Annotated in this window: 25 protein-coding genes and 1 pseudogene; 12 read left to right on the plus strand and 14 right to left on the minus strand. The window is 70.8% G+C overall.

All coding sequences use genetic code 11. From position 1 onward, the window contains the following. The first annotated feature begins 129 nt into the window (after positions 1 to 129). Both ACIHEJ_RS26465 and ACIHEJ_RS26470 read left to right on the plus strand, forming a co-directional pair. Complete coding sequence (locus ACIHEJ_RS26465; RefSeq protein WP_400139115.1) at positions 130 to 1170, plus strand: NAD(P)-dependent alcohol dehydrogenase; 1041 nt, start codon at positions 130 to 132, stop codon at positions 1168 to 1170. A gap of 135 nt (positions 1171 to 1305) precedes the next feature. Next, positions 1306 to 1401 (plus strand): annotated as a pseudogene (locus ACIHEJ_RS26470) (PPOX class F420-dependent oxidoreductase); the annotation flags it as partial. Positions 1402 to 1478: 77 nt separating this feature from the next. Here the strand turns inward: ACIHEJ_RS26470 and ACIHEJ_RS26475 are convergent. Together ACIHEJ_RS26475 and ACIHEJ_RS26480 are read right to left on the minus strand one after the other, a co-directional pair. Next, positions 1479 to 2213: a hypothetical protein gene (locus ACIHEJ_RS26475; RefSeq protein WP_400139116.1), complete on the minus strand. Its 735-nt coding sequence runs from the start codon at positions 2211 to 2213 to the stop codon at positions 1479 to 1481. A gap of 72 nt (positions 2214 to 2285) precedes the next feature. Next, positions 2286 to 3086: an amidohydrolase family protein gene (locus ACIHEJ_RS26480; protein ID WP_400139117.1), complete on the minus strand. Its 801-nt coding sequence runs from the start codon at positions 3084 to 3086 to the stop codon at positions 2286 to 2288. 103 nt (positions 3087 to 3189) lie between these two features. On the opposite strand from ACIHEJ_RS26480, the gene ACIHEJ_RS26485 reads away from it, so the two are divergent. Both ACIHEJ_RS26485 and ACIHEJ_RS26490 read left to right on the plus strand, forming a co-directional pair. Then, positions 3190 to 3555: a MerR family transcriptional regulator gene (locus ACIHEJ_RS26485; protein WP_400139118.1), complete on the plus strand. Its 366-nt coding sequence runs from the start codon at positions 3190 to 3192 to the stop codon at positions 3553 to 3555. A 129-nt stretch (positions 3556 to 3684) separates the two neighbouring features. After that, positions 3685 to 4983, plus strand: coding sequence for a phosphatase PAP2 family protein (locus ACIHEJ_RS26490; protein WP_400139119.1), 1299 nt, complete (start codon positions 3685 to 3687; stop codon positions 4981 to 4983). Between the two features lie 57 nt (positions 4984 to 5040). Here ACIHEJ_RS26490 and ACIHEJ_RS26495 read toward each other — a convergent pair whose 3' ends face one another. The 5 genes from ACIHEJ_RS26495 to ACIHEJ_RS26515 all read right to left on the minus strand — a co-directional run bounded on the left by ACIHEJ_RS26495 (position 5041) and on the right by ACIHEJ_RS26515 (position 10978). Continuing rightward, positions 5041 to 6318, minus strand: a complete 1278-nt coding sequence (locus tag ACIHEJ_RS26495; protein ID WP_400139120.1) for an ATP-binding protein — start codon at positions 6316 to 6318, stop codon at positions 5041 to 5043. A gap of 111 nt (positions 6319 to 6429) precedes the next feature. Further along, the gene (locus ACIHEJ_RS26500; protein WP_400139121.1) at positions 6430 to 8865 is read right to left on the minus strand and encodes a SpoIIE family protein phosphatase; all 2436 of its coding nucleotides are present in this window, start codon (positions 8863 to 8865) and stop codon (positions 6430 to 6432) included. A gap of 130 nt (positions 8866 to 8995) precedes the next feature. Next, entirely contained in the window at positions 8996 to 9475 is a 480-nt protein-coding gene (locus tag ACIHEJ_RS26505; protein WP_400139122.1) for a DUF6114 domain-containing protein, read from the minus strand. 86 nt (positions 9476 to 9561) lie between these two features. Continuing rightward, positions 9562 to 10404 (minus strand): DUF6230 family protein, encoded by an 843-nt coding sequence (locus ACIHEJ_RS26510; RefSeq protein WP_400139123.1) that lies wholly within the window; start codon positions 10402 to 10404, stop codon positions 9562 to 9564. After that, positions 10370 to 10978 carry a DUF4291 domain-containing protein gene (locus ACIHEJ_RS26515; RefSeq protein WP_400139124.1) on the minus strand — a complete coding sequence of 203 codons (609 nt, stop codon included), beginning with the start codon at positions 10976 to 10978 and terminating at the stop codon, positions 10370 to 10372. Before ACIHEJ_RS26515 ends, ACIHEJ_RS26510 begins: the two co-directional genes overlap by 35 nt. A 187-nt stretch (positions 10979 to 11165) precedes the next feature. Here ACIHEJ_RS26515 and msrA point away from each other — a divergent pair, with 187 nt between their 5' ends. After that, positions 11166 to 11678 (plus strand): peptide-methionine (S)-S-oxide reductase MsrA, encoded by a 513-nt coding sequence (gene msrA, locus ACIHEJ_RS26520; RefSeq protein ID WP_400139125.1) that lies wholly within the window; start codon positions 11166 to 11168, stop codon positions 11676 to 11678. 32 nt (positions 11679 to 11710) lie between these two features. Here msrA and ACIHEJ_RS26525 read toward each other — a convergent pair whose 3' ends face one another. Next, on the minus strand, positions 11711 to 11860 hold the full coding sequence (locus tag ACIHEJ_RS26525) for a hypothetical protein (RefSeq protein ID WP_400139126.1): 150 nt from the start codon (positions 11858 to 11860) through the stop codon (positions 11711 to 11713). A 256-nt stretch (positions 11861 to 12116) separates the two neighbouring features. Further along, on the minus strand, positions 12117 to 13235 hold the full coding sequence (locus ACIHEJ_RS26530) for a hypothetical protein (protein ID WP_400139127.1): 1119 nt from the start codon (positions 13233 to 13235) through the stop codon (positions 12117 to 12119). Positions 13236 to 13486: 251 nt separating this feature from the next. On the opposite strand from ACIHEJ_RS26530, the gene ACIHEJ_RS26535 reads away from it, so the two are divergent. Continuing rightward, complete coding sequence (locus tag ACIHEJ_RS26535; protein WP_400139128.1) at positions 13487 to 14641, plus strand: cystathionine gamma-synthase; 1155 nt, start codon at positions 13487 to 13489, stop codon at positions 14639 to 14641. Between the two features lie 13 nt (positions 14642 to 14654). Here ACIHEJ_RS26535 and ACIHEJ_RS26540 read toward each other — a convergent pair whose 3' ends face one another. The 3 genes from ACIHEJ_RS26540 to ACIHEJ_RS26550 form a co-directional block, all read right to left on the minus strand. Beyond that, positions 14655 to 14903: a hypothetical protein gene (locus ACIHEJ_RS26540; protein WP_400139129.1), complete on the minus strand. Its 249-nt coding sequence runs from the start codon at positions 14901 to 14903 to the stop codon at positions 14655 to 14657. 103 nt (positions 14904 to 15006) lie between these two features. Continuing rightward, on the minus strand, positions 15007 to 15510 hold the full coding sequence (locus tag ACIHEJ_RS26545) for a sigma factor-like helix-turn-helix DNA-binding protein (protein WP_400139130.1): 504 nt from the start codon (positions 15508 to 15510) through the stop codon (positions 15007 to 15009). 155 nt (positions 15511 to 15665) lie between these two features. Next, the gene (locus ACIHEJ_RS26550) at positions 15666 to 16172 is read right to left on the minus strand and encodes a MarR family winged helix-turn-helix transcriptional regulator (protein ID WP_400139168.1); all 507 of its coding nucleotides are present in this window, start codon (positions 16170 to 16172) and stop codon (positions 15666 to 15668) included. A 161-nt stretch (positions 16173 to 16333) separates the two neighbouring features. Here ACIHEJ_RS26550 and ilvA point away from each other — a divergent pair, with 161 nt between their 5' ends. From ilvA to ACIHEJ_RS26570, 4 genes are all read left to right on the plus strand, one after another. Further along, positions 16334 to 17563, plus strand: a complete 1230-nt coding sequence (gene ilvA, locus ACIHEJ_RS26555) for a threonine ammonia-lyase (RefSeq protein WP_400139131.1) — start codon at positions 16334 to 16336, stop codon at positions 17561 to 17563. Positions 17564 to 17788: 225 nt separating this feature from the next. After that, a complete protein-coding gene (locus ACIHEJ_RS26560; protein ID WP_400139132.1) occupies positions 17789 to 18772 on the plus strand; it encodes an ATP-binding cassette domain-containing protein in 984 nt (327 codons plus the stop codon). Next, positions 18769 to 18951 carry an integral membrane transport protein gene (locus ACIHEJ_RS26565; RefSeq protein WP_400139133.1) on the plus strand — a complete coding sequence of 61 codons (183 nt, stop codon included), beginning with the start codon at positions 18769 to 18771 and terminating at the stop codon, positions 18949 to 18951. The genes ACIHEJ_RS26560 and ACIHEJ_RS26565 overlap by 4 nt, the downstream gene beginning before the upstream one ends. Beyond that, complete coding sequence (locus ACIHEJ_RS26570) at positions 18948 to 19748, plus strand: ABC transporter permease (protein WP_400139134.1); 801 nt, start codon at positions 18948 to 18950, stop codon at positions 19746 to 19748. Before ACIHEJ_RS26565 ends, ACIHEJ_RS26570 begins: the two co-directional genes overlap by 4 nt. A 212-nt stretch (positions 19749 to 19960) precedes the next feature. Here the strand turns inward: ACIHEJ_RS26570 and greA are convergent, their stop codons facing one another. Beyond that, positions 19961 to 20461 carry a transcription elongation factor GreA gene (gene greA / locus ACIHEJ_RS26575; protein ID WP_400139135.1) on the minus strand — a complete coding sequence of 167 codons (501 nt, stop codon included), beginning with the start codon at positions 20459 to 20461 and terminating at the stop codon, positions 19961 to 19963. Positions 20462 to 20652: 191 nt separating this feature from the next. Continuing rightward, a complete protein-coding gene (locus tag ACIHEJ_RS26580; protein WP_400139136.1) occupies positions 20653 to 21051 on the minus strand; it encodes a DUF4307 domain-containing protein in 399 nt (132 codons plus the stop codon). Between the two features lie 122 nt (positions 21052 to 21173). Between ACIHEJ_RS26580 and mca the strand changes: the two genes are divergently transcribed. After that, on the plus strand, positions 21174 to 22034 hold the full coding sequence (gene mca / locus ACIHEJ_RS26585) for a mycothiol conjugate amidase Mca (protein ID WP_400139169.1): 861 nt from the start codon (positions 21174 to 21176) through the stop codon (positions 22032 to 22034). Continuing rightward, positions 22027 to 22269 carry a hypothetical protein gene (locus ACIHEJ_RS26590; RefSeq protein WP_366015350.1) on the plus strand — a complete coding sequence of 81 codons (243 nt, stop codon included), beginning with the start codon at positions 22027 to 22029 and terminating at the stop codon, positions 22267 to 22269. Before mca ends, ACIHEJ_RS26590 begins: the two co-directional genes overlap by 8 nt. Positions 22270 to 22273 lie beyond the last annotated feature (4 nt).

The following is a 22273-nucleotide window of genomic DNA, read 5'->3' on the forward strand; positions in this document are numbered from 1 at the left end:
TCAGTAGTAGGCACAGCGGTCGTACGCAAAGGCGTGGTCTGGGTGACCGGCGGGCGCCGGGGCAGGCTGGACGCCGTACCCGGCCGAAAGGCTGCCGGGCACGAACCCCCCTGCTAGGAGAACCCGGGCATGACCACTGTTGCTGCGTACGCCGCGCCCGCCGCGAAGGCCCCGCTGGAGCGGACGACCATCGAGCGACGCGCGGTCGGCGAGTTCGACGTCCTGATCGACATCAAGTTCGCCGGCATCTGCCACTCCGACATCCACCAGGCACGCGAGGGCTGGGGCGAGGCGATCTTCCCGATGGTCCCCGGCCACGAGATCGCGGGCGTCGTCTCCGAGGTCGGCCCCGGCGTCACCCGGTTCGCCGTGGGTGACCGGGTGGGCGTCGGCTGCATGGTCGACTCCTGCCGCGAGTGCGAGAACTGCGCCAAGGGCCTGGAGCAGTACTGCCTCAAGGGGATGGTCGGCACCTACAACGCCATCGGCAAGGACGGCGAGCCCACCTACGGCGGCTACTCCGAGAAGGTCGTCGTCGACGAGAACTTCGTCGTCCGCATCCCGGACGGCCTGTCCCTGGACGTGGCCGCGCCGCTGCTGTGCGCGGGCATCACGACCTACTCCCCGCTGCGGCACTGGAACGCCGGTCCCGGCAAGAAGGTCGCGGTCGTCGGCCTCGGCGGCCTCGGTCACATGGCCGTCAAGATCGCGCACGCGATGGGCGCGGAGGTGACGGTCCTCTCGCAGTCCCTGCGCAAGAAGGACGACGGCCTGAAGCTGGGCGCCGACCACTACCACGCCACCAGCGACCCGAAGACCTTCGAGGAGCTGGCCGGCACCTTCGACCTGATCGTCTCGACCGTGTCGGCGCCGATGGACTTCGGCGCGCTGCTGTCGCTGCTGAAGGTGGAGGGCGCGCTGGTCAACGTGGGCGCGCCCGAGGAGCCGATCTCCCTCAACCTGTTCTCGGTGATCGGCGGCCGCAAGACCCTCGCGGGCTCGATGATCGGCGGCATCGCCGAGACCCAGGAGATGCTGGACTTCTGCGCGGCGCACGGCATCGGCGCCGAGATCGAACTGATCCGCGCCGAGCAGATCAACGAGGCGTACGAGCGGGTGCTGTCGAGCGACGTCCGCTACCGCTTCGTGATCGACACGGCGACGATCTGACCGTCACCGTCACCGTCACTGCCGCCGATGCGGTGGCCGGGGCCGTGCCGGTCGCACTCCGCGAGGGGCTGGGTCCGGCACGGCCCCGGCGCTTCAGCCGGTGCCGGCCGCGTCGAGTGCCGTCCCGTACAGCCGCTCCACGGCATGATCCCGCAGGACGCGAAGCCGGAGGACGAGGACGCGTTCCTGGCACAGCTGGTCGCCGAGCGCCGCGTGGTCGTCCGGTCGAAGCCGTCGCCGCCCTGCACGTGCAGCGCCGCACGCGGGTCGCGACGCAGGTGCGCGCCCTTGATCGAACGCCGTGAGCCCTACGCCCCTTCTCCGGAGGGCTCGACCGGAAAGCTCTCCCCGGTGCCGTGAGCCCGCACGCGCACACTGCCGTCCGCACCGGGCCGTACGACGTGGACGCGCCCCCGCCCCGCCACCCGCGCCTCCCCGTCCGCGACGGCGAGCAGGGTGTTCTCGTCCACGGCGATCCCGTACGGCACCTCGCCCCGCCCGACCACCGCGACCAGCCGTGCGAGCGTCCCCCACTGGGCCGCGTGCACGTCCACCGCGAACGGCACCAGCCCGAGCCCGGCCCGGACCTCGACCTCCGCCAGGTCCTCGCCGGTCTCCTCCGCGCACACCGGGACCCCGTCCAGCAGCCAGCCACCGACCACCGCCCGCCGCGCGGCGACGGCGGCACCGGCGGAGAACCCGGCGTACGGCATCCCGCGCTCCGCGAGCAGCCCCGGCAGCCGCTCCCGGCACCCGTCAAGTGCTGCCTGGTAGGCGGGGGTCAGCCCGCCGCACACCAGCAGCCCGCCGATCCCGTCCAGCGCGGCCTCCGGCTCGAACCGCCCGCCGACCGGCACGAGCAGCGGCACGGGCGCCTGCGCCCCCGCCTTCCGCAGGACCTCGGCATACCGCTCGAACTGCGCCGCCCCGTCCCCCTCGTCGATGATCAGGCACCCCACACGCCGGCCCCCGCCGACCGCCCGTACGAACGGCTCGTACACCTCGGCGGTGCCCCAGCCGCCGCCGATCAGAAACGTGCCCATCCCCGGGTTCCTCCCCCTAGCCGTGGTGCGAGGGGTGACTGTACGGGGGAGCGGCGGCTGCCGTCGCCGCAATTACCCGGCTCGCGTCACCAGCCCCAGCAGTTGGGCCGTGTTGCCGCCGAGGACACGATCACGGACCTCGCCGGACACCGTCGCCCGCTCCACCATCGTGCGGGCCACGACCGGGTCGCCGTAGGGGGCGTCCGAGCCGAAGAGGGTGCGCTCGGGGAGTTCGCGGACGGCGAGTCGTACGGCGAGGACGAGGAAGGCGGTGGACAGCTCCAGATACATGCCGGGCGTTTCCCGGACCAGTTCGACGGCCTCCATCCAGTGCAGCCCGCCGAGCTGGCTGACCACGAGCGGGACGCGGGGGTGGCGGCGGGAGAGGGCGGCGAGCGTGCGCAGGTCCTCGGCGGTGGTGGGCGCGAACCCGTGCACCACGACCGGCAGCCCTCCGTGATCGGCCGCGGCCCGCAGCACGGGCTCCAGCCGGCCGGCCCGCCCCGGCGCCGGCGTCAGCTCACCGATCCCGCGCAGCCCCCGCCCCACCACGTCCTCGGCGACGGCCCGCTCCACCTCCGCGTCCGGCTGCTCCAGGGGCACGGATCCGAACCCGATGAACCGGTCCGGCCGGGCGGCGACGGCCGCACTCACCTCGTCCAGGGCGGCGGCGAAACCCGCCCGGGACCCTCCCTGCCCACCGAGCGCACCCTCCAGCACGGCGAACTCCCGTCGCAGTTCCGCGAGATCGCCGGCGCGCTCGGGGTGCGGGCGGGTGGGGAAGAGTACGGCCCTGTCGACACCGGCGGCGTCGAGGGCGTCCAGGTGAAGGGCCACGGGGTCGTGCACGTGCCCGTGCGCGTCAATGATCATCTGCTCTCCTCGGGTGGGCGGAACATCGCGCTGCCGTGGGAGAGTTGCAGGCTGACACAGTGAGAAGGTCAAGCGACAGCTCGCGCACGGAGAGGATGACCGCATGCTGATCGGCGAACTGGCCGCCCGCACCGACACCAGCCCCCGTCTCCTGCGCCACTACGAACGCACCGGCCTCCTCACCCCGCACCGCCGCCCCAACGGATACCGCGAGTACACCGACGCGGACATCCCCCGCGTGCGCCGCATCCGCACCCTCCTCGCGGCCGGCCTGCCCACCCGGGTGGTCGCAGCCCTGCTGCCCTGCACGACCACCACACCGGCACACGGCCCGGCGCTGACCGCCTGCCCCGGCGTCCCGGAGGCGCTGCGCGCCCGCCTGGCGGAACTGGACGGGCGGGCGGCGCGTCTGGAGAGCGAACGGGCGGAGCTGCGACGCCTGATAGCGGAGCTGTCCCGACCCGTCTAACATGTTTCAACTTGACCACTTTGATCAACATATGACAAATCGGCCAAACAATTGATACCTAGTACATCGCGGGTGTTTTCGCGACAAAACAGCAGAATCGAACCCGCCGCGTGGCGCCGGCCACGGGTGATGCTGTGGGCCACGGCGTGTGTGGCAGCCCTCGGATTCCTCGTCGCGCTGGAGATCGCCGCGCGCCACTACGGCCTCCCCGGGCCGGTCACCAATCAGGCGCGCGAGGTGATCTTCCCGCCCAAATCGGGTTTTCTGCTCTACGCCAGCATGGCGTTGATGATGGTGGTGCTCACCTGGCGGCAACGGCTCGTCGCGGCCGGTGTCGCGATCGGCATCGACCTCGCCATTTTCACGGTGCGATGGGCGCTCGGCATCGAGGTGACCGACGGACACCCCTTCGGCAACGGCGCCTTGTGGGTGATTCTGGGATACGCGGTCGTCGCCGTCACACGCCGCACCGGCCGGGAACGCCTCCTGCTGCTGCAGGGCGTCGGGCTGGCCATGCTGCTGGTGGCCGGCCGCAAGACCGGTGACACCTTCCTGCTCATCACGTCGAAGACCCGCCCGGCGGTGCTCGACCAGTACGTGGCAACCGCCGACCACGCCCTCGGCAACCCCTCCTGGCTGGTGGGCGAACTGGTCAAGGCCACCGGCCCGGTCGGCTCCCACGTCCTCGACTACGTCTACATCCAGCTTCCGATCGCCGCGGTCGTCGTCACCCTGTACCAGCTGCGCCACGTGGCGGTCGAGCGCCGCTTCCCGGACCACCACCTGGTACGCACCTTCCTGGTGATCGGCCTCGTCGGACCGCTCGTCTACCTGGTCTTCCCGGTGGTCGGCCCGGTCTTCGCCTACGGCAGCGGCGCCTTCGGCACGGGCGGCGGCCACTGGCCGGTGGCCCATCTGTGGCCGCACACGCCACCCCCGCTCACCGCCCCGCACCCGATGCGGTTCGACGCGATCACCCCGCGCAACTGCATGCCCAGCCTGCACACCGCATGGGCCACCGCGATCTTCATCCACTCCCGCAAGGGGCCGCGCGTTCTTCGCTTCGCGGGCGCGTTCTGGCTGATCGCCACCCTCGGCGCCACGCTGGGATTCGGTTACCACTACGGCGCGGACCTCGTCGCCGGCGCGGTGTTCACGCTGACGATCGAGGCGGCGCTGCGCTCCCACGGGCGTGGCTGGGACCGCTCGGGAATCCAGCTGGTGGCCCACGGCGCAACGGTCTTCACCGCGCTCCTGCTGTCCTATCGCTACCTCTCCTCGCCGATGGCCGAACACCCCTGGATGTTCGGCCCACTCCTCCTCCTGGCGCTGGCCTCGGTGATCCACGGCTACCTACGGACCACCAAGCAGTGGGCCCCGCAGCCCGCACCCGTACCCCAGCCGGAACCCCAGCCCGAACCGGCCTGAGCCCGCGGGGGGGAGTCGTACGAAGCGGTGGCTCGGGGCGGCCGCCGCCTCCGGCTCTCAGAGGCGGCTGTACTTCTCGATGTCCTCGGTGAACTCCTTGATCGCCTGCGCGGTGAGCGTCGGCCGGGTGTCGGCCACGGCAGTCAAGTAGTCCTGGGTGTCGGCCGGTCTGTCCCTGCGCTCCGTGACCTCACGCTCGAACGCCGCCTGTGCGCCTTTGCGAGCCGCGAATTCGATGTCCGCGGGGGTGAACAGCTCGCTGGCCTCGACCAGTTGTGTCAGGTCCACCGAGTCGCCGGCGGCCCTGAGATAGCGGGACCAGATCGCCGCGCGGGCGGTCGGGCCCGGTGGGCCGATGGGAATGACGTAGTCGAACCGGCCCGGCCGCAGGAAGGCCGGGTCCAGCGAACGCACGGAATTGGTGGCACACGCCAGCAGCCGCGCGTCGTGCTCGCGGAAGCCGGGGATCAATTTGAGCAGTTCGTTGGTCACCCCGTGCCCGGGATCGACCGCCTTCCCGGACCGCACGCCGGCGATCTCCTCGACCTCGTCGATGAAGAGCAGCACCGAGTCCAGTTCCGCCAGGTCCGCGAAGGCCTCCCGAAGCGCCGCGGCCAGCCCCTCGCTCGTGTCGGCCGCGAGCCGGGACGGGAAGAGCTCCACGAACGGCCAGCCGAGCCGCGAGGCGACCGCCTTGGCGAAGCTGGTCTTGCCGGTGCCAGGAGGGCCGAACAGGATGATCGCCTTGGGAGGGGCGACCCCGTAGCGGTCGGCGAGCGAGGGCTCCGTCAGTGGGAGCACGACGCGACGCTCGACCACCTGCTTCTCGCGTTCCATGCCGGCCATGGCGTCCCAGAGCCGGTCGGGGAGCATACGACCACCCAGCGCCGCGAGGACATCGGCGTTGGCGGCTCCGGGCGGTTCGACCTTCTCGTAGTAGGTCAGGTCGTCGCGGAACCGGTAGCCGGAGTTCTCCAGGGCTTTCGTGCCGGCGGCACCGGCGGGCAGCAGCGCGCTGATGTGGCGTACGCCCAGCGCTCGCAGGCGCCGCTCCAACTCGGTGAGGAGGGCACTGCCGAGCCCGCGCTCGCGCCATCGGGAGGCGAGCGCCACCAGGAGGATCCACCCTCGCTTGCCGTGCGCCTGGGCCACGGCCATGCCCACCAGTTCGTCGCCGACCACGGCCACGACCGCCGTCTGACCGGCCTTCGCCGCGGCCATGACCTCGGAGACGGGAAACACCCTGTCCTCGCCGGCACGGCGGCTCTGGTCCCAGATCTGAATGGCCTGGTCGAGATCGTCGTCGCGATAGTCGCGCAGATGCCAAGCGGGCATGTCCACCACCCTCACCGGCCTGGAACCCTCATTGTCCCAGCGAGGGGTTCCGGTGACGACCCGGCCGGTCCTCGCCGTCGAGCAGGAGGACACCGGTCCCGGCGAGACGCGTCATGCGGGTGGCAGAGGCTGTTCCGTCCAGACGGTCTTGCCGTCGTGGGAGTAGCGGGTGCCCCACCGCTCCGTGAGTTGCGCGACCAGGAAGAGTCCGCGGCCGCCCTCGTCCGTGCTGAGGGCCCGGCGGAGGTGGGGCGACGTGTGGCTGGTGTCGGACACCTCGCAGATCAGACAGTCCGTGCGGATGAGGCGCAGGGTCACGGGGCCGGCCGCGTACCGGTAGGTGTTGGTGACGAGTTCGCTGGCGATCAGCTCGGTGGTGAAGGCCAGTTCGTCCAGCCCCCACTCGGCCAGCTTCGCCGTGGCCAGCTCCCTGGCGCGGGCGGCCGAGGTCGCCTCCAGCGGCAGCTGCCATGCGGCGACGTTCTGCCGCCGCAGCACCCGGGTACGGGCGACGAGCAGCGCGACGTCGTCGGTGGGGAGGTGGCCCTTGGGCAGCAGCGCCTCGACCACGGCGTGGCAGGCGTGCTCCGGGGACTGCGTGGTGCCGCCGAGACAGGCGTACAGGTGCTCCAGCGCGGTGTCCACGTCGCCGGCGCCCGCCTCCAGGAGGCCGTCGGTGTAGAGCGTGAGCAGGCTGCCCTCGGGGAGGTCCAGCTCGTACGTCTCGAAGGGCAGCCCGCCCAGGCCCAGCGGCGGACCCGCGGGCAGATCCAGCACGGTCACCTCGCCGTCCGGGGTGGACACCACCGGCGCGGGGTGACCGGCCCGCGCCAGGGAACAGCGCTGGGTGACCGGATCGTAGACGGCGTAGAGGCAGGTGGCACCGAGCACCTGCTCGATCGCCGATGCGTTGCCGCCGGCGTTCGCCTCCAGCTCGCCGGCCAGCAGACTGACCAGATCGTCCAGCCGCGCCACCACCTCGTCCGGTTCCAGGTCGAGGCTGGCCAGGGTACGCGCGGCGGCGCGCAGCCGGCCCATCGAGGCGGCGGCGTGGATCCCGTGACCGACCACGTCCCCGACGACCAGGGCGACCCTGGCCCCTGACAACGGGATCACGTCGAACCAGTCACCCCCGAGGCCCGGCTCACCGCTCGCCGGGAGATATCGGCAGGCCACCTCCACGGCCGGCAGGTCGGACAGCGTGCTCGGCAGCAGACTGCGCTGAAGAGTCAGGGCGGTGTTCTGCTGCTGGGTGAAGCGGCGCGCGTTGTCGATGCAGACGGCCGCACGCGAGGAGAGCTCCTGGGCCACCGCCGCATCGTCGTCCTCGAACGGCTCCGAATTGCGCGAACGCCACAGGCTCACCACGCCCAGCACCAGGCCGCGCGCGATCAGGGGCACCGCGATCAGCGAATGGACACCGAGGCCCAGGGCGAGTTCGATCCGCCGCCGGTCCATGGCGTACCACTCGGGGCGCAGGGACAGCAGCCCTTCGAGGATCGGGCGACGCTCGGCCAGGCACCGCGCCTGTGCGGACTCCGGCAGCAGCGGCACCACATCGCCCTCCCGGTACGGGACGCGGTGTTCCGGTGGCGACAGGGCGGTCCGGATCAGCGGACCCGCCGCCTCGGGACCCGGTTCGTCACCCGTGGTGACGGGCTTGAGGAGGTCCACCGAGCAGTAGTCGGCCAGCCCCTGGACGGCCACCCCGGCAAGTTCCCGAGCGGTCTGGGCCACGTCCAGTGACGTTCCGATCCGGGCGCTCGCCTCGTTCAGCAGGGCGAGCCTGCGTTGCGCCCGGTGGCGGTCGGTCACGTCCTCGATCGTCTCGGCCACACCGAGGACCCGGCCCGAGGGATCCTCCATCCGGAACGCCGAGACGGACACGATCCGTTCCCGGCCCGGCTCGTGGCGTGCCCGGGCGGACTGCTCCGTGAAGATCAGCGGCTCGCCGGTCTCCAGGACGTGCCGTACCCGTTCGTCCGCCGGACCCGCGTCCTCGTCGACCATGAACTCGCGGGGCCGGTGGCCCACCGGCGCCTCGGCCGGAACCCCGCTCGCCTTCTCCACCGCACGGTTGACCCGGATCACCCTCCGGTCCGGGTCGTAGGTCACCAGACCGATCGGGGACCGGCGGTACAGGCCGTCCAGCAGTGCACGGTCCCGCTGCCAGGTGACGACCTCCGTGGCGGGAGCGCCGACCAGGAACCACTCATGACCGCCCCCCTCCCGGGTGACCGTACGGGCCCGGAAACCCAACTCCACACGGCGTCCGTCGCGGTGCCGGACGGGCAGGACACCGAACCATCCCCCCGCCTTCACGGCGGCCACGACGGCGGACCGCGCGACCGGCAGGTCACGCCTGTCGACCAGCAGCTCCTGCCACGCCCGCCCGATCACTTCCTTGGCCGAATAGCCGAGCAGGTCCTGTGCACGTGCGCTCCAGCCGACCACGGTGCCTTGATCGTCGAGCACCGCCGAGGCGCCACGCCCGAGGGCGAACGGGTCCTCGGGGCTCTCGCTGAAATGGATCGACGGCGTCCCCATAGCCACCACCTTGCCTCCGTGCCTCCGATGTTCCTCCCTGTGGTCTTCGTCCGCGACTCTCCCGTTCCTCTCGGCCCGGAGCCCTCTGGGAGGACCCGTGGCCTACTTGTGCACGCCCCAGCCGGTGTCGTCAGGATCCACGTCGACCCTCTTCCGCCGGAACGGCCGTGGACGCGCGGTCCGCCGGCGCCGTCGAGGTCCCGCTGGCGACGGGAGTCCAGGAGCAGGCCAGGGAGCCGCCGATCAGACCGGTGATCAGCCCGAGGAAGAGGCCGCCGAAGTTCGCGACGGGGAAGGAGATGAGGGTGAGCAGCAGAGTGGCGATCCCGGAGAACACGCGGAGGTGCGGGTGGCGCCAGAGGGTGAGCCCCAGGGTGATGAGCAGGACTCCGATGACCAGGGCCCCGGCACCGGATGTGGTCGACATGGCCAGCGGGATTCCGCCCAGGTCCAGGTTCGCGTACGGCCAGTAGAGGATCGGCAGTCCCGCCGTCGAGGTGAAGAACCCCGCCCAGAAGGGGCGTTCGCCGCGCCAGGTTCTGAATCTGTGCCGGACGCGCGCCGCGGTGACGCGCGGTCGGGGGCGTCTGCCGGGGAAATTGGTGATCACGTGTCTTCCTGATCAGCGGTGCGGCGCGCGCACGGGCCGTGGGAGGTGACTGCGGGGGCGTACGGCAGGTACGGCCCGCCCAGGACTCAGAAGCACTCGTGACGGCCGTGCTCGAGCTGCACGCGCAGGCCCGGGATGTTGAACGTTCCGGCAGAGAGCGCTACCGCGGTCACGCGTACGTCGGTCAGGACGACCGACGTGGCCTGCTGCCCGAAGCCGTCGGGGTCGAAGAAGCGCGAGTTCCGGTCGCCCGGATTGATCGGGCCCTTGGTGATCTCCCCCTGCGCGATTCCCTGGTCGAGGCCGCTGAAATCCGCCTGCCCGGCCGACTGGGACGTCGTGTCGAGGAACAGGTTCGACGCTTCGACCGGTCGTTCGTCTCCGCCGGTGAGCTTCACGGTCTGCTCGCCCAGCACCGGGACCTCGACCAGTACGGACTGGCACAGCGCGCTGATCGTCGAGTGCCGGGCTCCGGTGACCATCACCGGCACCCGCTCGCCCTGCCGGGTCACATCCACCATGCTGTACACGCTGAACCCGCGAGCGGTCAGCGTGTCCGCGGTGACCTGGAACTTCTTGCCGGAGATGAGGAACGACGCGGCCAGCACACCCTGTCCCATGGCGATGCCGAGGGCCGCGCAGGCGGCGACGCTGGGCACCAGGACCGTCACGAAGCGGCGCCAACAGGTTTTGCCGACGCGGGGCGACATCCCGTCTCCTTCGGTCATGGCGTCAGCCGCCTCCACCTGGACGAAGCGGATAGTTCTTCGCTGTCCAGTGACGGATCCTAGGCTTCCCGTTGTGGCAATCGGCTGCACGCCGGGGCCGCCGTCCGGGTGACGCACCTGCTGCTCGGCCCTTCGGGCGACGCAGTGCTCACGAGCCGACGCCCGTTCAGGGGTGACCGGCCCGGACGGAGAGGTGGGCAAGAAGACCGTCTCCTGCGGGATAGGGGCGTTCCCGGGGCAGCAGCCCGGCGGCGGAGTCCAGGTCCCCACCACTGACGAGGACCTGGATCTCCTGGGCGAGTGGGGTCACGTCGCGGATGGCGACCGTCCACTCGTCCGCGTAGCGGCCTGCGGCCTCACCGGAGAGGCCGAGTTGCAGCGACCGGTACGGCAGGGGCTGCAGGTGCAGGTCCCGCTCCGGGTCCCACTGCACGCGGGTGGGCGCGCGCTTCAGCTGACGCCGCCAGGTGGCGCGGTCGGGGTGGACCTCGCGGGCGTAGCTCGACAGGCAGGCATGGCGCAGCGCCCACTCGAAGCCCTCGCGGGTGATCTCGACAGCGAGAACGGTCTCCTGCCCTGCCTTCGCACCCCAGCCGCAGCGGTACATCATCCACAGGAACGACGGCTTGATCCACGTCATCCTGTCCCGCTTCCACACGGCGGGGAATCGGCCGTCACGGACAGCGGGCAGGCCGATGTCCGGGCAGTACGCCTGGTAGACGGTGACGGTGGATTCCGAGTACGCCGCACGGATCCTGCGTTGCGGTTCTTCCATGGCGTACAGCGTGGGGTCGACCGGTTCGGGCGGCCACTGATTTTCGACTGCCGTTCGCCGCGAGAGCTCCGGCCGCAGCACCGTGCGGACGGCCGGTGCCACGGCGCGCGGAATCGCCTGGAGGCCTCGCGCGTTGAGGACAACGGGCAGGGATGCCGCGGAGCTGACAGAAAGTGGAGGGGTCGTGATGACTGCGCAGACGCAGAGGGCCGTGCTTGCAGGCGGATGCTTCTGGGGGATGGAGGAGCTGATCCGCCGACTCCCGGGCGTGACGGCGACCCGGGTCGGATACACGGGAGGTGACGTGCCCAACGCGACGTACCGCAACCATGGCACGCACGCGGAGGCCATCGAGATCCTTTTCGACCCCGCGAGGACCGACTACCGTACGCTCCTGGAGTTCTTCTTCCAGATCCACGACCCGAGCACCAAGAACCGCCAGGGCAATGACATCGGCCTCAGTTACCGCTCGGCGATCTACTACGTGGACGACGAGCAGAAGCGGATCGCCGAGGACACGATCGCGGATGTGGACGCCTCCGGACTGTGGCCCGGCAAGGTCGTCACCGAAGTGGAGCCGGTCGGCCCCTTCTGGGAGGCCGAGCCCGAGCACCAGGACTACCTGCAGCGTTATCCGGACGGCTACACCTGCCACTTCCCGCGCCCGGGATGGCGGCTGCCCACCCGTGCGGAGGGCTGACCACGAGGTGACCGGGAGAAGAGCCGTGCGGCTCAGCCGTCGGTCGTGGCGACACCGGTGGGGCAGGACGCGCCCGAGTTCGTCTCGAACGGGGTACTCGGCTTGACCCCCGTCCCGCCCGGCCCGCGGTAGCCGGCCGGGTTCTTGTCCCGGTACTGCTGGTGTCTTCGCTCGGCCGTCAAGAGAGTCGTTCCTTGATGGCTGGGAGCACGTAGTCCGTGATCGTGGTGATGACACCACGGGCCACGCGGCTCGATCGCTCGTGGGGGAGACCGTCCACCAGGTGTCCCGAGCCGCCGGCAGGAGGGTGCCGATGCGGCTGTGCCACACCGCCGGCCCGTACACGGCGTTCGGGCCGGGCCGGGCAGGCAGCCGGGCCGAGCGGCGCCGGATCAGCTGGGCCGAGCGGCGCCGGGGCGGCCGCGTCGACCACGGGCGTCAGCCGGGCAGGCTTGCCGGGCTGCCGCCGTTGGCCTCGTAGCCTGCCACCGCCAGGGCGCGGTAGACGGCGAAATCGGCAGCCGGGTCGGCGGACAGGATCCAGGGCAGAGCGCCGACGTGGCCGTCGACGTGTATCAGCTGGTTCATGGCCTCCGACCAGCGCTCGGCGCGGACCAGGAAGAACACCAGCAGATGGCGGACGTGCGCGAGCATCGGGTCGTCGGGGCCGGCGGTGTGCACCGCGTGCAGCGCGCCGTGCATCGCCTTGGTGACGACCTCGCTCTGGTAGAAGCTCGCGACCAGGTTCACCTCGGGAAGGTGCTCGAAGACCGCGAACAGCGGCAGCGCGGCGAGCAGCGAGCCCTGCGGGGCGCGGGCCGCGGCGGCCTCGGCGAAGGCGTACGCCTGCTCACGCGAACCGTGCCACTTCTCGCACCAGTAGTGCAGCGCGGCCAGGTGCGCGCCCATGTGGTGCGGCGCGCGGTCCAGGACCTTCAGCCACAGCTGCTCGAACTCGGCCTGCGTGTAGGCGAGTCCCCGGGCGATGGACAGCTCGACGATGTACGGGACCGGGTCACCGGGGGCCAGCAGGGCCGCCTGGGCACAGGCCTCCCGGGCCTCCTCCATGATGATCCGGAAGTCGTCCGTGCCCGGCGTCGACGTACGCCACGCCTGCTGCACCAGGAACTCCGCGTGGACGGCGGCACCGCCCGCGTCCTTCGGCTGCTCGGCCCGCCACACTCTGAGCCACTGGCCGCCCGGCGTCTCGTGTATCCCGCCCGGCCGCTGCTGCAGCTCCAGCGCGGCAGCGCCCGCGAAGGCCTGCACCCGCTGCCAGCGCTCCTCGCCCCCGGCCTCGGTGCCGGCCAGCAGCTGGGCGGCGGCCCGATAGTCCCGCGTGCGCTGCACCAGCTCAAGGACGTCCAGCAGGTCCTGGTCCGGGCCGGGCATGCGCACGTCCAGCTCCTCCTGGAGCACGAAGCCGTAGTCCGCCGGGTCCGCGGCATCAGGGTGTCCCGGGGGAACCTGCTCGATCACCCCGCGCCTGCGCCGCATGACCGGGAGCAGGACGAAGCTCAGCATGAGCAGCGCCATCAGCAGCCAGAGAATCGCCATGCCTCAAGCGAACCAGACGCCGCCGACAGTTGGCCAACCCCACCGCGGGGCTGTGGAAAACTCCGGGCCGGACCATGACAGAACGAGGCCGCGGGCGGGGCGGCGGACGGCACGAAGCCGGCGCGGAGCCGGCACCCGGGGCGACGCGGGGGCGCGGAGGCGGGGGATCCGGTGCAGGGAAAACCCTTCGTCCGGTGCTCCGTGCGCCCGGCGGCCGTCAGCATCCGGCCGGGCGCACTACGCTCGGTGCAATGAGCGACAGGCACATCAGTCAGCACTTCGAGACTCTCGCGATCCACGCGGGCAACACCGCGGATCCCCTCACCGGCGCGGTCGTCCCGCCGATCTACCAGGTCTCGACCTACAAGCAGGACGGCGTCGGAGGGCTGCGCGGCGGCTACGAGTACAGCCGCAGCGCGAACCCGACCCGGACCGCCCTGGAAGAGAACCTCGCCGCGCTCGAGGGCGGCCGGCGCGGTCTCGCCTTCGCGTCCGGCCTGGCGGCCGAGGACACCCTGCTGCGTACGCTGCTCAGCCCCGGCGACCACGTGGTGATCCCGAACGACGCCTACGGCGGCACCTTCCGACTGTTCGCCAAGGTCGTCACCCGCTGGGGCGTGGAGTGGTCCGTCGCGGACACCAGCGACCCGGCCGCCGTGCGCGCCGCGATCACCCCGAAGACCAAGGCCGTCTGGGTGGAGACCCCCTCCAACCCGCTGCTCGGCATCACCGACATCGCCGCCGTCGCCCAGGTCGCCCACGACGCGGGCGCGAAGCTCGTCGTCGACAACACCTTCGCCACCCCTTACCTCCAGCAGCCGCTGTCGCTCGGCGCCGACGTCGTCGTGCACTCCCTGACCAAGTACATGGGCGGTCACTCGGACGTGGTCGGCGGCGCGCTGATCGTCTCCGACCAGGCGCTGGGCGAGGAGCTGGCGTACCACCAGAACGCGATGGGCGCCGTCGCCGGCCCCTTCGACTCCTGGCTGGTGCTGCGCGGCACCAAGACGCTCGCGGTGCGCATGGACCGGCACAGCGAGAACGCCACGAAGATCGCCGACATGCTGACCCGGCACGCACGCGTGACGAGCGTCCTCTACCCGGGGCTGCCCGAGCACCCCGGTCACGAGGTCGCCGCCAAGCAGATGAAGGCCTTCGGCGGCATGGTGTCGTTCCGGGTCGAGGGCGGCGAGCAGGCCGCGGTCGAGGTGTGCAACCGCGCCAAGGTCTTCACCCTCGGTGAGTCGCTCGGCGGTGTCGAGTCCCTCATCGAGCACCCGGGCCGGATGACGCACGCCTCGGCGGCCGGTTCCGCGCTGGAGGTCCCCGCCGACCTGGTGCGCCTGTCCGTGGGCATCGAGAACGTCGACGACCTGCTGGAGGACCTGCAGCAGGCCCTCGGCTAGCGAGTGGCCGGTCTCACCACCCGGTGATCGGTGGGGTCGTCTGGGAGGGCGGCTCCACCCACGGGTGCACCCTGGCCGCCCACACGGTGAACGCGACGACCGCGGCGCAGGTCACCAGCCACAGCACCCGGCGGACGAACCGCCTGCGCCGCAGCATGCGTTCACCCCGGCGCACCGCCTCCGCGCACAGGTCCGGAGGCACCGGCGCCGGGGTCTGCTCCAGAATCCGCCGTACGGCGGCCTCGCGCTCGGCTCGATTCACCGCGCCCTCCCCGCGAGCAGCCACGGCCTGCCTGCAGGCGGCAGCCCCTCCCTCAGCGGCGGCCTCTCCGGACGAGGCGGTCCCTCCATACCCCGGCCCGCGCTCATGACGGCGCCACCTTCGTGCCCACCGCGCGGGGGGCGGTCGGACGGGCGGGATGCAGCAGCGTGGCCGTCGCGCGGTCGCAGATGGTGTGGACACGCTCCACGGGGAGGCCGAGCAGGGCCCCCGCCTGTTCCTCCGCGACGCCCTCGTAGAGCCGCAGCACCAGGATGAGCCGTTCCTGCGGCGAGAGGGCCGCGAGCGGGCTGCGCGGATCCGGTCGGGACCGGCCGAAGGCGCCGTACCGGTGCCAGGTCGCGCGCGCGAAGCGGGTGGCGAGGTACTGGCGGGCGCAGTCGTACGGGTCCTCGCCGCGCAGCCGGTCCCAGCGGGCGTAGGTGTGGGCGAGGGCCTGTGTCAGCAGGCGCCGCGCGCGCGGGTTGGCGTTCGGCGCCTCGGCGGTGAGCAGTGTGGCGGCATGCAGCAGACGCCCGGCGGCACCCGCGACGAACGCCTCGTACTCCCGGGCCCGGCGGGCACCGTGGGACACCTGCCGATCACGCACCGTTCCTCCCCCTGCAGGGGCCCTGTCCGGTACGGGACAGGTGAACCGCGTACGACGCAGGACCCGGTCTCATATGAGGCCAGCGGCGGCCCGGGGTCAAGACTACGGAGCCGACCGGTCGGCGCGACCGGGAGCGGTCGGGGACGCGCCCAGGTTCAGGAGACGGGCGGCTGTTCCGCAGGCGCGACGCCCTGCACCGTCATCCGCGCGGACAGGGCGCCGTTGAAGCGGGTCAGGAGGGAGCAGAACTGCTCACGCTCCTCCGGCTCCCAGTCCTGGGTGAGCTCGGCCATCAGCTGACGCCGGGAGGAGCGCACCTCCTCCAGCCGGGTGGTCCCGCGCGGGGAGAGCTGGAGCACCACCGCGCGGCCGTCCTCCGGGTGAGAGGTGCGCTTGACGAGTCCGGAGTCGACCAGCGGAGCCACCTGGCGGGTGACCGTGGAGGAGTCGATGCCCATGCTCGCCGCGAGCGCCTTGACGCCCATCGGGCCTTCCTTGTCGAGGCGGTTGAGCAGCAGGTAGGCGGCGCGGTCCATGGAGTTGCGCACCTGCCCGACACCGCCGAGCCGCGTCTGTTCGGCGCGGCGGGCGAACACCGCCACCTCGTGCTGGAGGGTGTCGAGAAGACCGGGTTCACCGACGGTCGTCATGTCCATCGACATTTCAGGTGTTGTGGGCATGGCCGGAGGCTCGCTTCATAAAAGGCTGCTGGTTGGGGGACAGGGTACGCGGCTCGGCGACGGACCGTACCGGCGCTGCGCAAACCGGTCTCGGAGCTTGGTCACACCCGTCGCGTGCGCGTGTGAACTGCGATGCTGGAGTCATGAGCTACAGCACGGCTGAGTCCTTGCGGTCCGTCACTCTCGACGACGTGCGCGGCGCCCGGAAGATGCTCGCGGGTGTGGCGCGGGTGACCGCGATGGAGGGCAGCCGGCACCTGTCCCAGCTGGTCGGGGCGCCGGTGCACCTCAAGTGCGAGAACCTGCAGCGGACCGGCTCGTTCAAGCTCCGCGGCGCCTATGTGCGCATCGCCGGGCTGCTGCCGGAGGAGCGGGCGGCCGGTGTGGTCGCGGCGAGCGCCGGGAACCACGCCCAGGGCGTGGCGCTGGCCTCCTCGCTGCTGGGGGTACACGCGACCGTGTTCATGCCGAAGAGCGCGCCGCTGCCGAAGATCAGCGCGACCCGGGAGTACGGCGCGGAGGTGCGGCTGCACGGTCAGGTGGTCGACGAGACGCTGGCCGCCGCGCAGGAGTACGCGGCCGAGACGGGCGCGGTGTTCATCCACCCCTTCGACCACCCGGACGTGATCGCCGGTCAGGGCACGGTCGGTCTGGAGATCCTGGAGCAGTGCCCGGAGGTCCGCACCATCGTCGTCGGTATCGGCGGCGGCGGGCTCGTGGCCGGTATCGCGGTCGCGGTGAAGGCGCTGCGGCCGGACGTGCGGATCGTCGGTGTGCAGGCGGAGGGCGCGGCGGCATACCCGCCCTCGCTGGCCGCCGGGCGCCCGGTGTCGGTGCGGAACCCCGCGACGATGGCCGACGGGATCAGGGTGGGGCGGCCGGGCGTGGTGCCGTTCGGGATCGTCGAGGAGCTGGTCGACGAGGTGCGCACGGTCGGCGAGGACCAGTTGTCGGCGGCGCTGCTGCTGTGTCTGGAGCGGGCCAAGCTGGTGGTGGAGCCGGCCGGTGCGAGCCCGGTCGCGGCGCTGCTGGGTGCTCCGGACGCCTTCGAGGGGCCGGTGGTCGCGGTGCTCTCCGGGGGCAATGTGGACCCGGTGCTGATGCAGCGGGTGCTGCGGCACGGCATGGCCGCGCAGGGCCGCTACCTGGCGGTGCGGCTGCGGCTGACGGACCGCCCGGGCGCCCTCGCCACGCTGCTCGGGGTGCTGTCAGCGGTGGACGCCAACGTCCTCGACGTGAGCCACGTACGCACCGACCCCCGGCTCGGGCTGACGGAGGCGGAGGTGGAGCTGCACCTGGAGACCAAGGGCCCGGCGCACTGCGCCGAGGTGGGCCGGGCGCTGCGGGACGCCGGCTACACGGTCATCGACTGAGACCGGGACCTTTTCCGGCACGGGGCCCGGAGACCGGGGATCACCCGTTCGGGCGTAGGTCGGAGAAGCCTGTTGTAAGACGCGATACATCGCGTTACGTTGTGCGTGCGGCCGCCGGACGCTCGCTCCCGGACGGCCGTGTGCGGGCTTGCGGAAAACCGCAGGCGGAAACCGGCCCGCAAACCTAGCCTTTGCCGGAGCATCCCCGACGACGTGGAGACAGACATGCCAGGCGCCATCTATGCCGAAGGCCTGGTCAAGACCTTCGGAGACGTAAGGGCACTCGACGGCGTCGACCTCGACGTGCCCGAAGGCACGGTCCTCGGCCTGCTCGGGCCGAACGGCGCCGGCAAGACGACGACCGTCCGCTGCCTGACCACCCTGCTGCGCCCCGACAGCGGCAAGGCGGTGGTCGCGGGCGTGGACGTGCTGAGACATCCCGACACCGTGCGCCGCTCCATAGGCCTGTCGGGCCAGTTCGCGGCGGTCGACGAGTACCTGACCGGCCGCGAGAACCTGCAGATGGTCGGACAGCTCTACCAGATGCGGAGCAAGGCGGCGAAGGCGCGCGCGGTGGAGCTGCTGGAGCAGTTCCACCTGGCGGACGCCGCCGACCGCCCCGCCAAGACGTACTCCGGAGGCATGCGCCGCCGGCTCGACCTGGCCGCGGCCCTCGTGGTCTCGCCGCCGGTGATGTTCATGGACGAGCCCACGACCGGCCTCGACCCGCGCAACCGCCAGCAGCTGTGGGACGTCATCAAACAGCTCGTCTCCGGCGGTACGACCCTGCTGCTCACCACGCAGTACCTGGAGGAGGCCGACCACCTCGCCCACGAGATCGCCGTGGTCGACCACGGCCGGGTCATCGCCAAGGGCACCTCCGACCAGCTCAAGGCCCGCACCGGCGGCGAGCGGGTGGAGATCGTGGTGCACGAGCGCGAGCACATGACGGCCGCCGCCGAGGTCCTCGCCGGCTTCGGCAAGGGCGAGACCACGATCGAGGAGCACACCCGCAAGCTCACGGTCCCGGTCACGGGCGGCGCGAAGCTGCTCGCGGAGGTCATCCGGGAACTGGACACCCGCGGGATCGAGCTCGACGACGTCGGGCTGCGCCGCCCCACCCTCGACGACGTCTTCCTGTCCCTGACCGGACACGTGGCCGAGGCCACCGACCAGGACGAGGCGAACGGCAAGGAGGCCGTGAAATGAGTGCCGTCACCGAGGCCGTGCGGGTGGCACCGCCGGGCAATCCGGTCATCCGGTCCGTCCGCGACTCGATGGTCGTCGCGAAACGCAACCTGATCCGCATGTCCCGGTGTCGTTCGGGATCCATTTCGCCGCGCATCCAGGACCGGCGACCCAATGCCCTGAAGGAGCAGGTGAAGTGAGCGCCGTGAACGATTCCCTGGTCGTCGCCCGCCGGAACTTGATTCGCATGGGCCGGATTCCTGAGATGCTCATCTTTGGGCTGATCCAGCCCATCATGTTCGTGGTGCTGTTCACCTATGTGTTCGGCGGCTCGATCCAGGTCGGCTCGTCCAACTCCACGCAGGCCTACCGCGAGTTCCTGATGGCCGGCATCTTCGCCCAGACCGTCACGTTCGCCACGGCGGGCGCCGGTGCGGGCATCGCCGACGACATGCACAAGGGCCTCATAGACCGCTTCCGCTCCCTGCCCATGGCGCGCGGCGCGGTCCTGACCGGGCGCACCCTCGCTGACCTGGTCCAGACGGCGCTCACCCTGGTCGTCCTGGCGGTCGTGGCCCTGATCGTCGGCTGGCGCGCGCACGAGAACGTCGGAAAGGTGCTGGCCGGGTTCGGTCTGCTCCTCCTGCTCGGGTACGCGTTCTCGTGGATCGGCGCGCTCATCGGCCTGTCTGTGCGCACTCCTGAGGCGGCGACTTCGGGCGGCCTGATCTGGCTCTTTCCGCTGACGTTCATCTCGAACGCGTTCGTGGACGCGAACCAGATGCCTGCTTTCCTGCGGCACATCGCGGAGTGGAACCCGTTCAGCGCCACTGTGCAGGCTGCCCGCGAAATGTTCGGCAACCTTCCCCCGGGCTTCAGGACACCCGACGCCTGGCCCATGCAGCACCCCGTGTGGGCCTCGCTGGTCTGGTCGGTCGTGATCATCCTGGTCTTCCGCACCCTCGCGGTCCGCAAGTACCGCCGGGCGGCCGGTTGATGTTTTTCTTCGCTGCGCCTCCAGCGTGGCCTGTACTCGATCCTGATCATCGCCGTCTTCCGCACGTTCGCGGTCCGCAGGTACCGCTCCGCCACCGCATGACGACGCGGCGTGCATGACGAAGCCCCCGGCGTCGCTGGACGCCGGGGGCCCGATGAATCAGGGACCGGGATCAGTCCGGTGCGGCTGGGTTCGGCCGCGCGTGGTTCGGGTCAGCCCGCGTACGGCTCGGCCTTCAGGATCCGCACCGAGGCCTTCTTGCCGTTCGGCAGTTCGTACTCCGCGTCCTCGCCGACCTTGTGGCCGATCACGCCCGCGCCGAGCGGGGACTGCGGGGAGTACGTCTCGATGTCGGCGCTCGCGTACTCGCGGGAGGCGAGCAGGAACGTAAGGGTGTCGTCCTCGTCACCGTCGAAGGCGATCGTTACGACCATGCCCGGCGCGACGGCACCGTCGGCGGAGGCCGGAGCCTCGCCCACCTTGGCCTTCTCGAGAAGCTGGGTCAGCTGCCGCACACGCAGCTCCTGCTTGCCCTGCTCCTCCTTGGCCGCGTGGTACCCGCCGTTCTCGCGCAGGTCGCCCTCCTCGCGCGCGGCCGCGATCTTGGCGGCGATCTCCGTGCGCGCAGGACCAGTAAGGTACTCAAGCTCGTCCTTGAGCTTGTTGTACGCCTCCTGGGTCAGCCAGGTGACGTTCTCGCTGGTCTGGGTCACAGGGTGCTCCTCGTCGGTACTGGGAATACAAAGCATCGCCCTACCCAGAAGAATGTTCCCTCTTGGATGGGCGAAACCACGAGCCTAACAATTCAACGGCAGAAGGGGGAGGACATAAGGCATCAGAATCGCATCAACGCAGGTCACGCCCTACGTATTCCGGGTGACACCAGGGGAGTGTCCGGCGGGCGTCAGCCGGTGTGGCAGCCGAGCAGCTCGGCCGTGGTCCCCTTGGCCGTCGTACGGAGCGTGACGACCTTGTCGATGCGCGTGGCCGGTCCGGTGAACCGGAAGTCCGCCCGGCCCACCTCGGAGCCGTCGGCACCCTGGGAGCGCAGCGTGCAGTAGCCGTCGGTGCCGGAGTCCTTGTGCACCTCGAGATGCACCTTGACCGCGTCGTCGGTGGCGTCGAAGGCGATCACCTGAGCGCTGATCTTGCTCTCGACGACGTAGTGGTAGGCGAAGAAGCCGACCAGCGCGAGCAGGACCGCGCCGAGCACAGTGCCGGCGACCTTGAGCTTGCGGTCGGCGCGCTCGTCCGAGGAGCGGCCGTAGCGGCCCTCGGGCAGCCGCGTGCTCGCCGTACTCATGATCGTCCTCTCCGCGGAATTATTCGCCCCCCGATTCGGTCACTATAGAAGCGCCGATCGCACCCCAAGTCACGGGGGCGCCGACTTACGAGGATTGAGTCTTGACTGACCAGCTACGACTGATGGCCGTTCACGCGCACCCCGACGACGAGTCGAGCAAGGGCGCGGCGACCATGGCGAAGTACGTGTCCGAGGGGGTGGATGTGCTGGTGGTGACCTGCACCGGCGGCGAGCGCGGGTCCATCCTCAATCCGAAACTGCAGGGCGATGCGTACATCGAGGAGCACATCCACGAGGTACGCAAGAAGGAGATGGACGAGGCCCGGGAGATCCTCGGGGTGAAGCAGGAGTGGCTCGGCTTCGTCGACTCCGGTCTGCCGGAGGGCGACCCGCTGCCGCCGCTGCCCGAGGGCTGCTTCGCCCTGGAGGACGTCGACAAGGCGGCCGGTGAGCTGGTGAGGCAGATCCGCTCCTTCCGCCCGCAGGTGATCACCACCTACGACGAGAACGGCGGCTACCCGCACCCCGACCACATCATGACCCACAAGATCTCCATGGTGGCGTTCGAGGGCGCGGCGGACACCGAGAAGTACCCCGAGAGCGAGTTCGGGACCGCCTACCAGCCGCTGAAGCTCTACTACAACCAGGGCTTCAACCGCCCCCGCACCGAGGCGCTGCACAACGCGATGCTCGACCGCGGCCTGGAGTCGCCGTACGGGGAATGGCTCAAGCGCTGGAGCGAGATCGAGCGCACCGAGCGCACGCTGACCACGCACGTGCCGTGCGCGGAGTTCTTCGAGATCCGCGACAAGGCGCTGATCGCGCACGCCACCCAGATCGACCCGGACGGCGGCTGGTTCAAGGTCCCGATGGAGCTGCAGAAGGAGGTCTGGCCCACGGAGGAGTACGAGCTGGCGAAGTCGCTCGTCGACACCTCCCTCCCCGAGGACGACCTCTTCGCGGGCATCCGGGACAATGCCTGACATGAGCGCAAGCGTGAGCCTGGCAGTGACGCACCTCGTCCCCCTCGCCAAGGAGGTGGACGAGAACAAGGTCACCCCCGGCGTCCTCGGCTTCGTCGTCTTCGCGGTGATGGCCCTGGCGGTCTGGGGCCTGATGAAGTCGATGAGCAAGCAGATGCGGAAGGTCGACTTCAAGGAGGCCCCCGACCCGGAGGCGAAGGACGAGCAGGCGGACTCCACGGCACGGCGGAGCTGACCCG

This window comes from Streptomyces sp. NPDC052301, assembly GCF_044593395.1.
In the GTDB taxonomy this organism is placed as follows: Bacteria; Actinomycetota; Actinomycetes; order Streptomycetales; family Streptomycetaceae; genus Streptomyces.

What these genes read in the sequence shown, in the direction of transcription:
- ACIHEJ_RS26465 (WP_400139115.1), top strand. Translation starts at nt 130, where the DNA reads ATGACCACTGTTGCTGCGTACGCCGCGCCCGCCGCGAAGGCCCCGCTG.
- ACIHEJ_RS26475 (WP_400139116.1), bottom strand. Translation starts at nt 2,213, where the DNA reads ATGGGCACGTTTCTGATCGGCGGCGGCTGGGGCACCGCCGAGGTGTAC.
- ACIHEJ_RS26480 (WP_400139117.1), bottom strand. Translation starts at nt 3,086, where the DNA reads ATGATCATTGACGCGCACGGGCACGTGCACGACCCCGTGGCCCTTCAC.
- ACIHEJ_RS26485 (WP_400139118.1), top strand. Translation starts at nt 3,190, where the DNA reads ATGCTGATCGGCGAACTGGCCGCCCGCACCGACACCAGCCCCCGTCTC.
- ACIHEJ_RS26490 (WP_400139119.1), top strand. Translation starts at nt 3,685, where the DNA reads ATGCTGTGGGCCACGGCGTGTGTGGCAGCCCTCGGATTCCTCGTCGCG.
- ACIHEJ_RS26495 (WP_400139120.1), bottom strand. Translation starts at nt 6,318, where the DNA reads ATGCCCGCTTGGCATCTGCGCGACTATCGCGACGACGATCTCGACCAG.
- ACIHEJ_RS26500 (WP_400139121.1), bottom strand. Translation starts at nt 8,865, where the DNA reads ATGGGGACGCCGTCGATCCATTTCAGCGAGAGCCCCGAGGACCCGTTC.
- ACIHEJ_RS26515 (WP_400139124.1), bottom strand. Translation starts at nt 10,978, where the DNA reads ATGGAAGAACCGCAACGCAGGATCCGTGCGGCGTACTCGGAATCCACC.
- msrA (WP_400139125.1), top strand. Translation starts at nt 11,166, where the DNA reads ATGACTGCGCAGACGCAGAGGGCCGTGCTTGCAGGCGGATGCTTCTGG.
- ACIHEJ_RS26530 (WP_400139127.1), bottom strand. Translation starts at nt 13,235, where the DNA reads ATGGCGATTCTCTGGCTGCTGATGGCGCTGCTCATGCTGAGCTTCGTC.
- ACIHEJ_RS26535 (WP_400139128.1), top strand. Translation starts at nt 13,487, where the DNA reads ATGAGCGACAGGCACATCAGTCAGCACTTCGAGACTCTCGCGATCCAC.
- ACIHEJ_RS26550 (WP_400139168.1), bottom strand. Translation starts at nt 16,172, where the DNA reads ATGTCGATGGACATGACGACCGTCGGTGAACCCGGTCTTCTCGACACC.
- ilvA (WP_400139131.1), top strand. Translation starts at nt 16,334, where the DNA reads ATGAGCTACAGCACGGCTGAGTCCTTGCGGTCCGTCACTCTCGACGAC.
- ACIHEJ_RS26560 (WP_400139132.1), top strand. Translation starts at nt 17,789, where the DNA reads ATGCCAGGCGCCATCTATGCCGAAGGCCTGGTCAAGACCTTCGGAGAC.
- ACIHEJ_RS26565 (WP_400139133.1), top strand. Translation starts at nt 18,769, where the DNA reads ATGAGTGCCGTCACCGAGGCCGTGCGGGTGGCACCGCCGGGCAATCCG.
- ACIHEJ_RS26580 (WP_400139136.1), bottom strand. Translation starts at nt 21,051, where the DNA reads ATGAGTACGGCGAGCACGCGGCTGCCCGAGGGCCGCTACGGCCGCTCC.
- mca (WP_400139169.1), top strand. Translation starts at nt 21,174, where the DNA reads ATGGCCGTTCACGCGCACCCCGACGACGAGTCGAGCAAGGGCGCGGCG.
- ACIHEJ_RS26590 (WP_366015350.1), top strand. Translation starts at nt 22,027, where the DNA reads ATGCCTGACATGAGCGCAAGCGTGAGCCTGGCAGTGACGCACCTCGTC.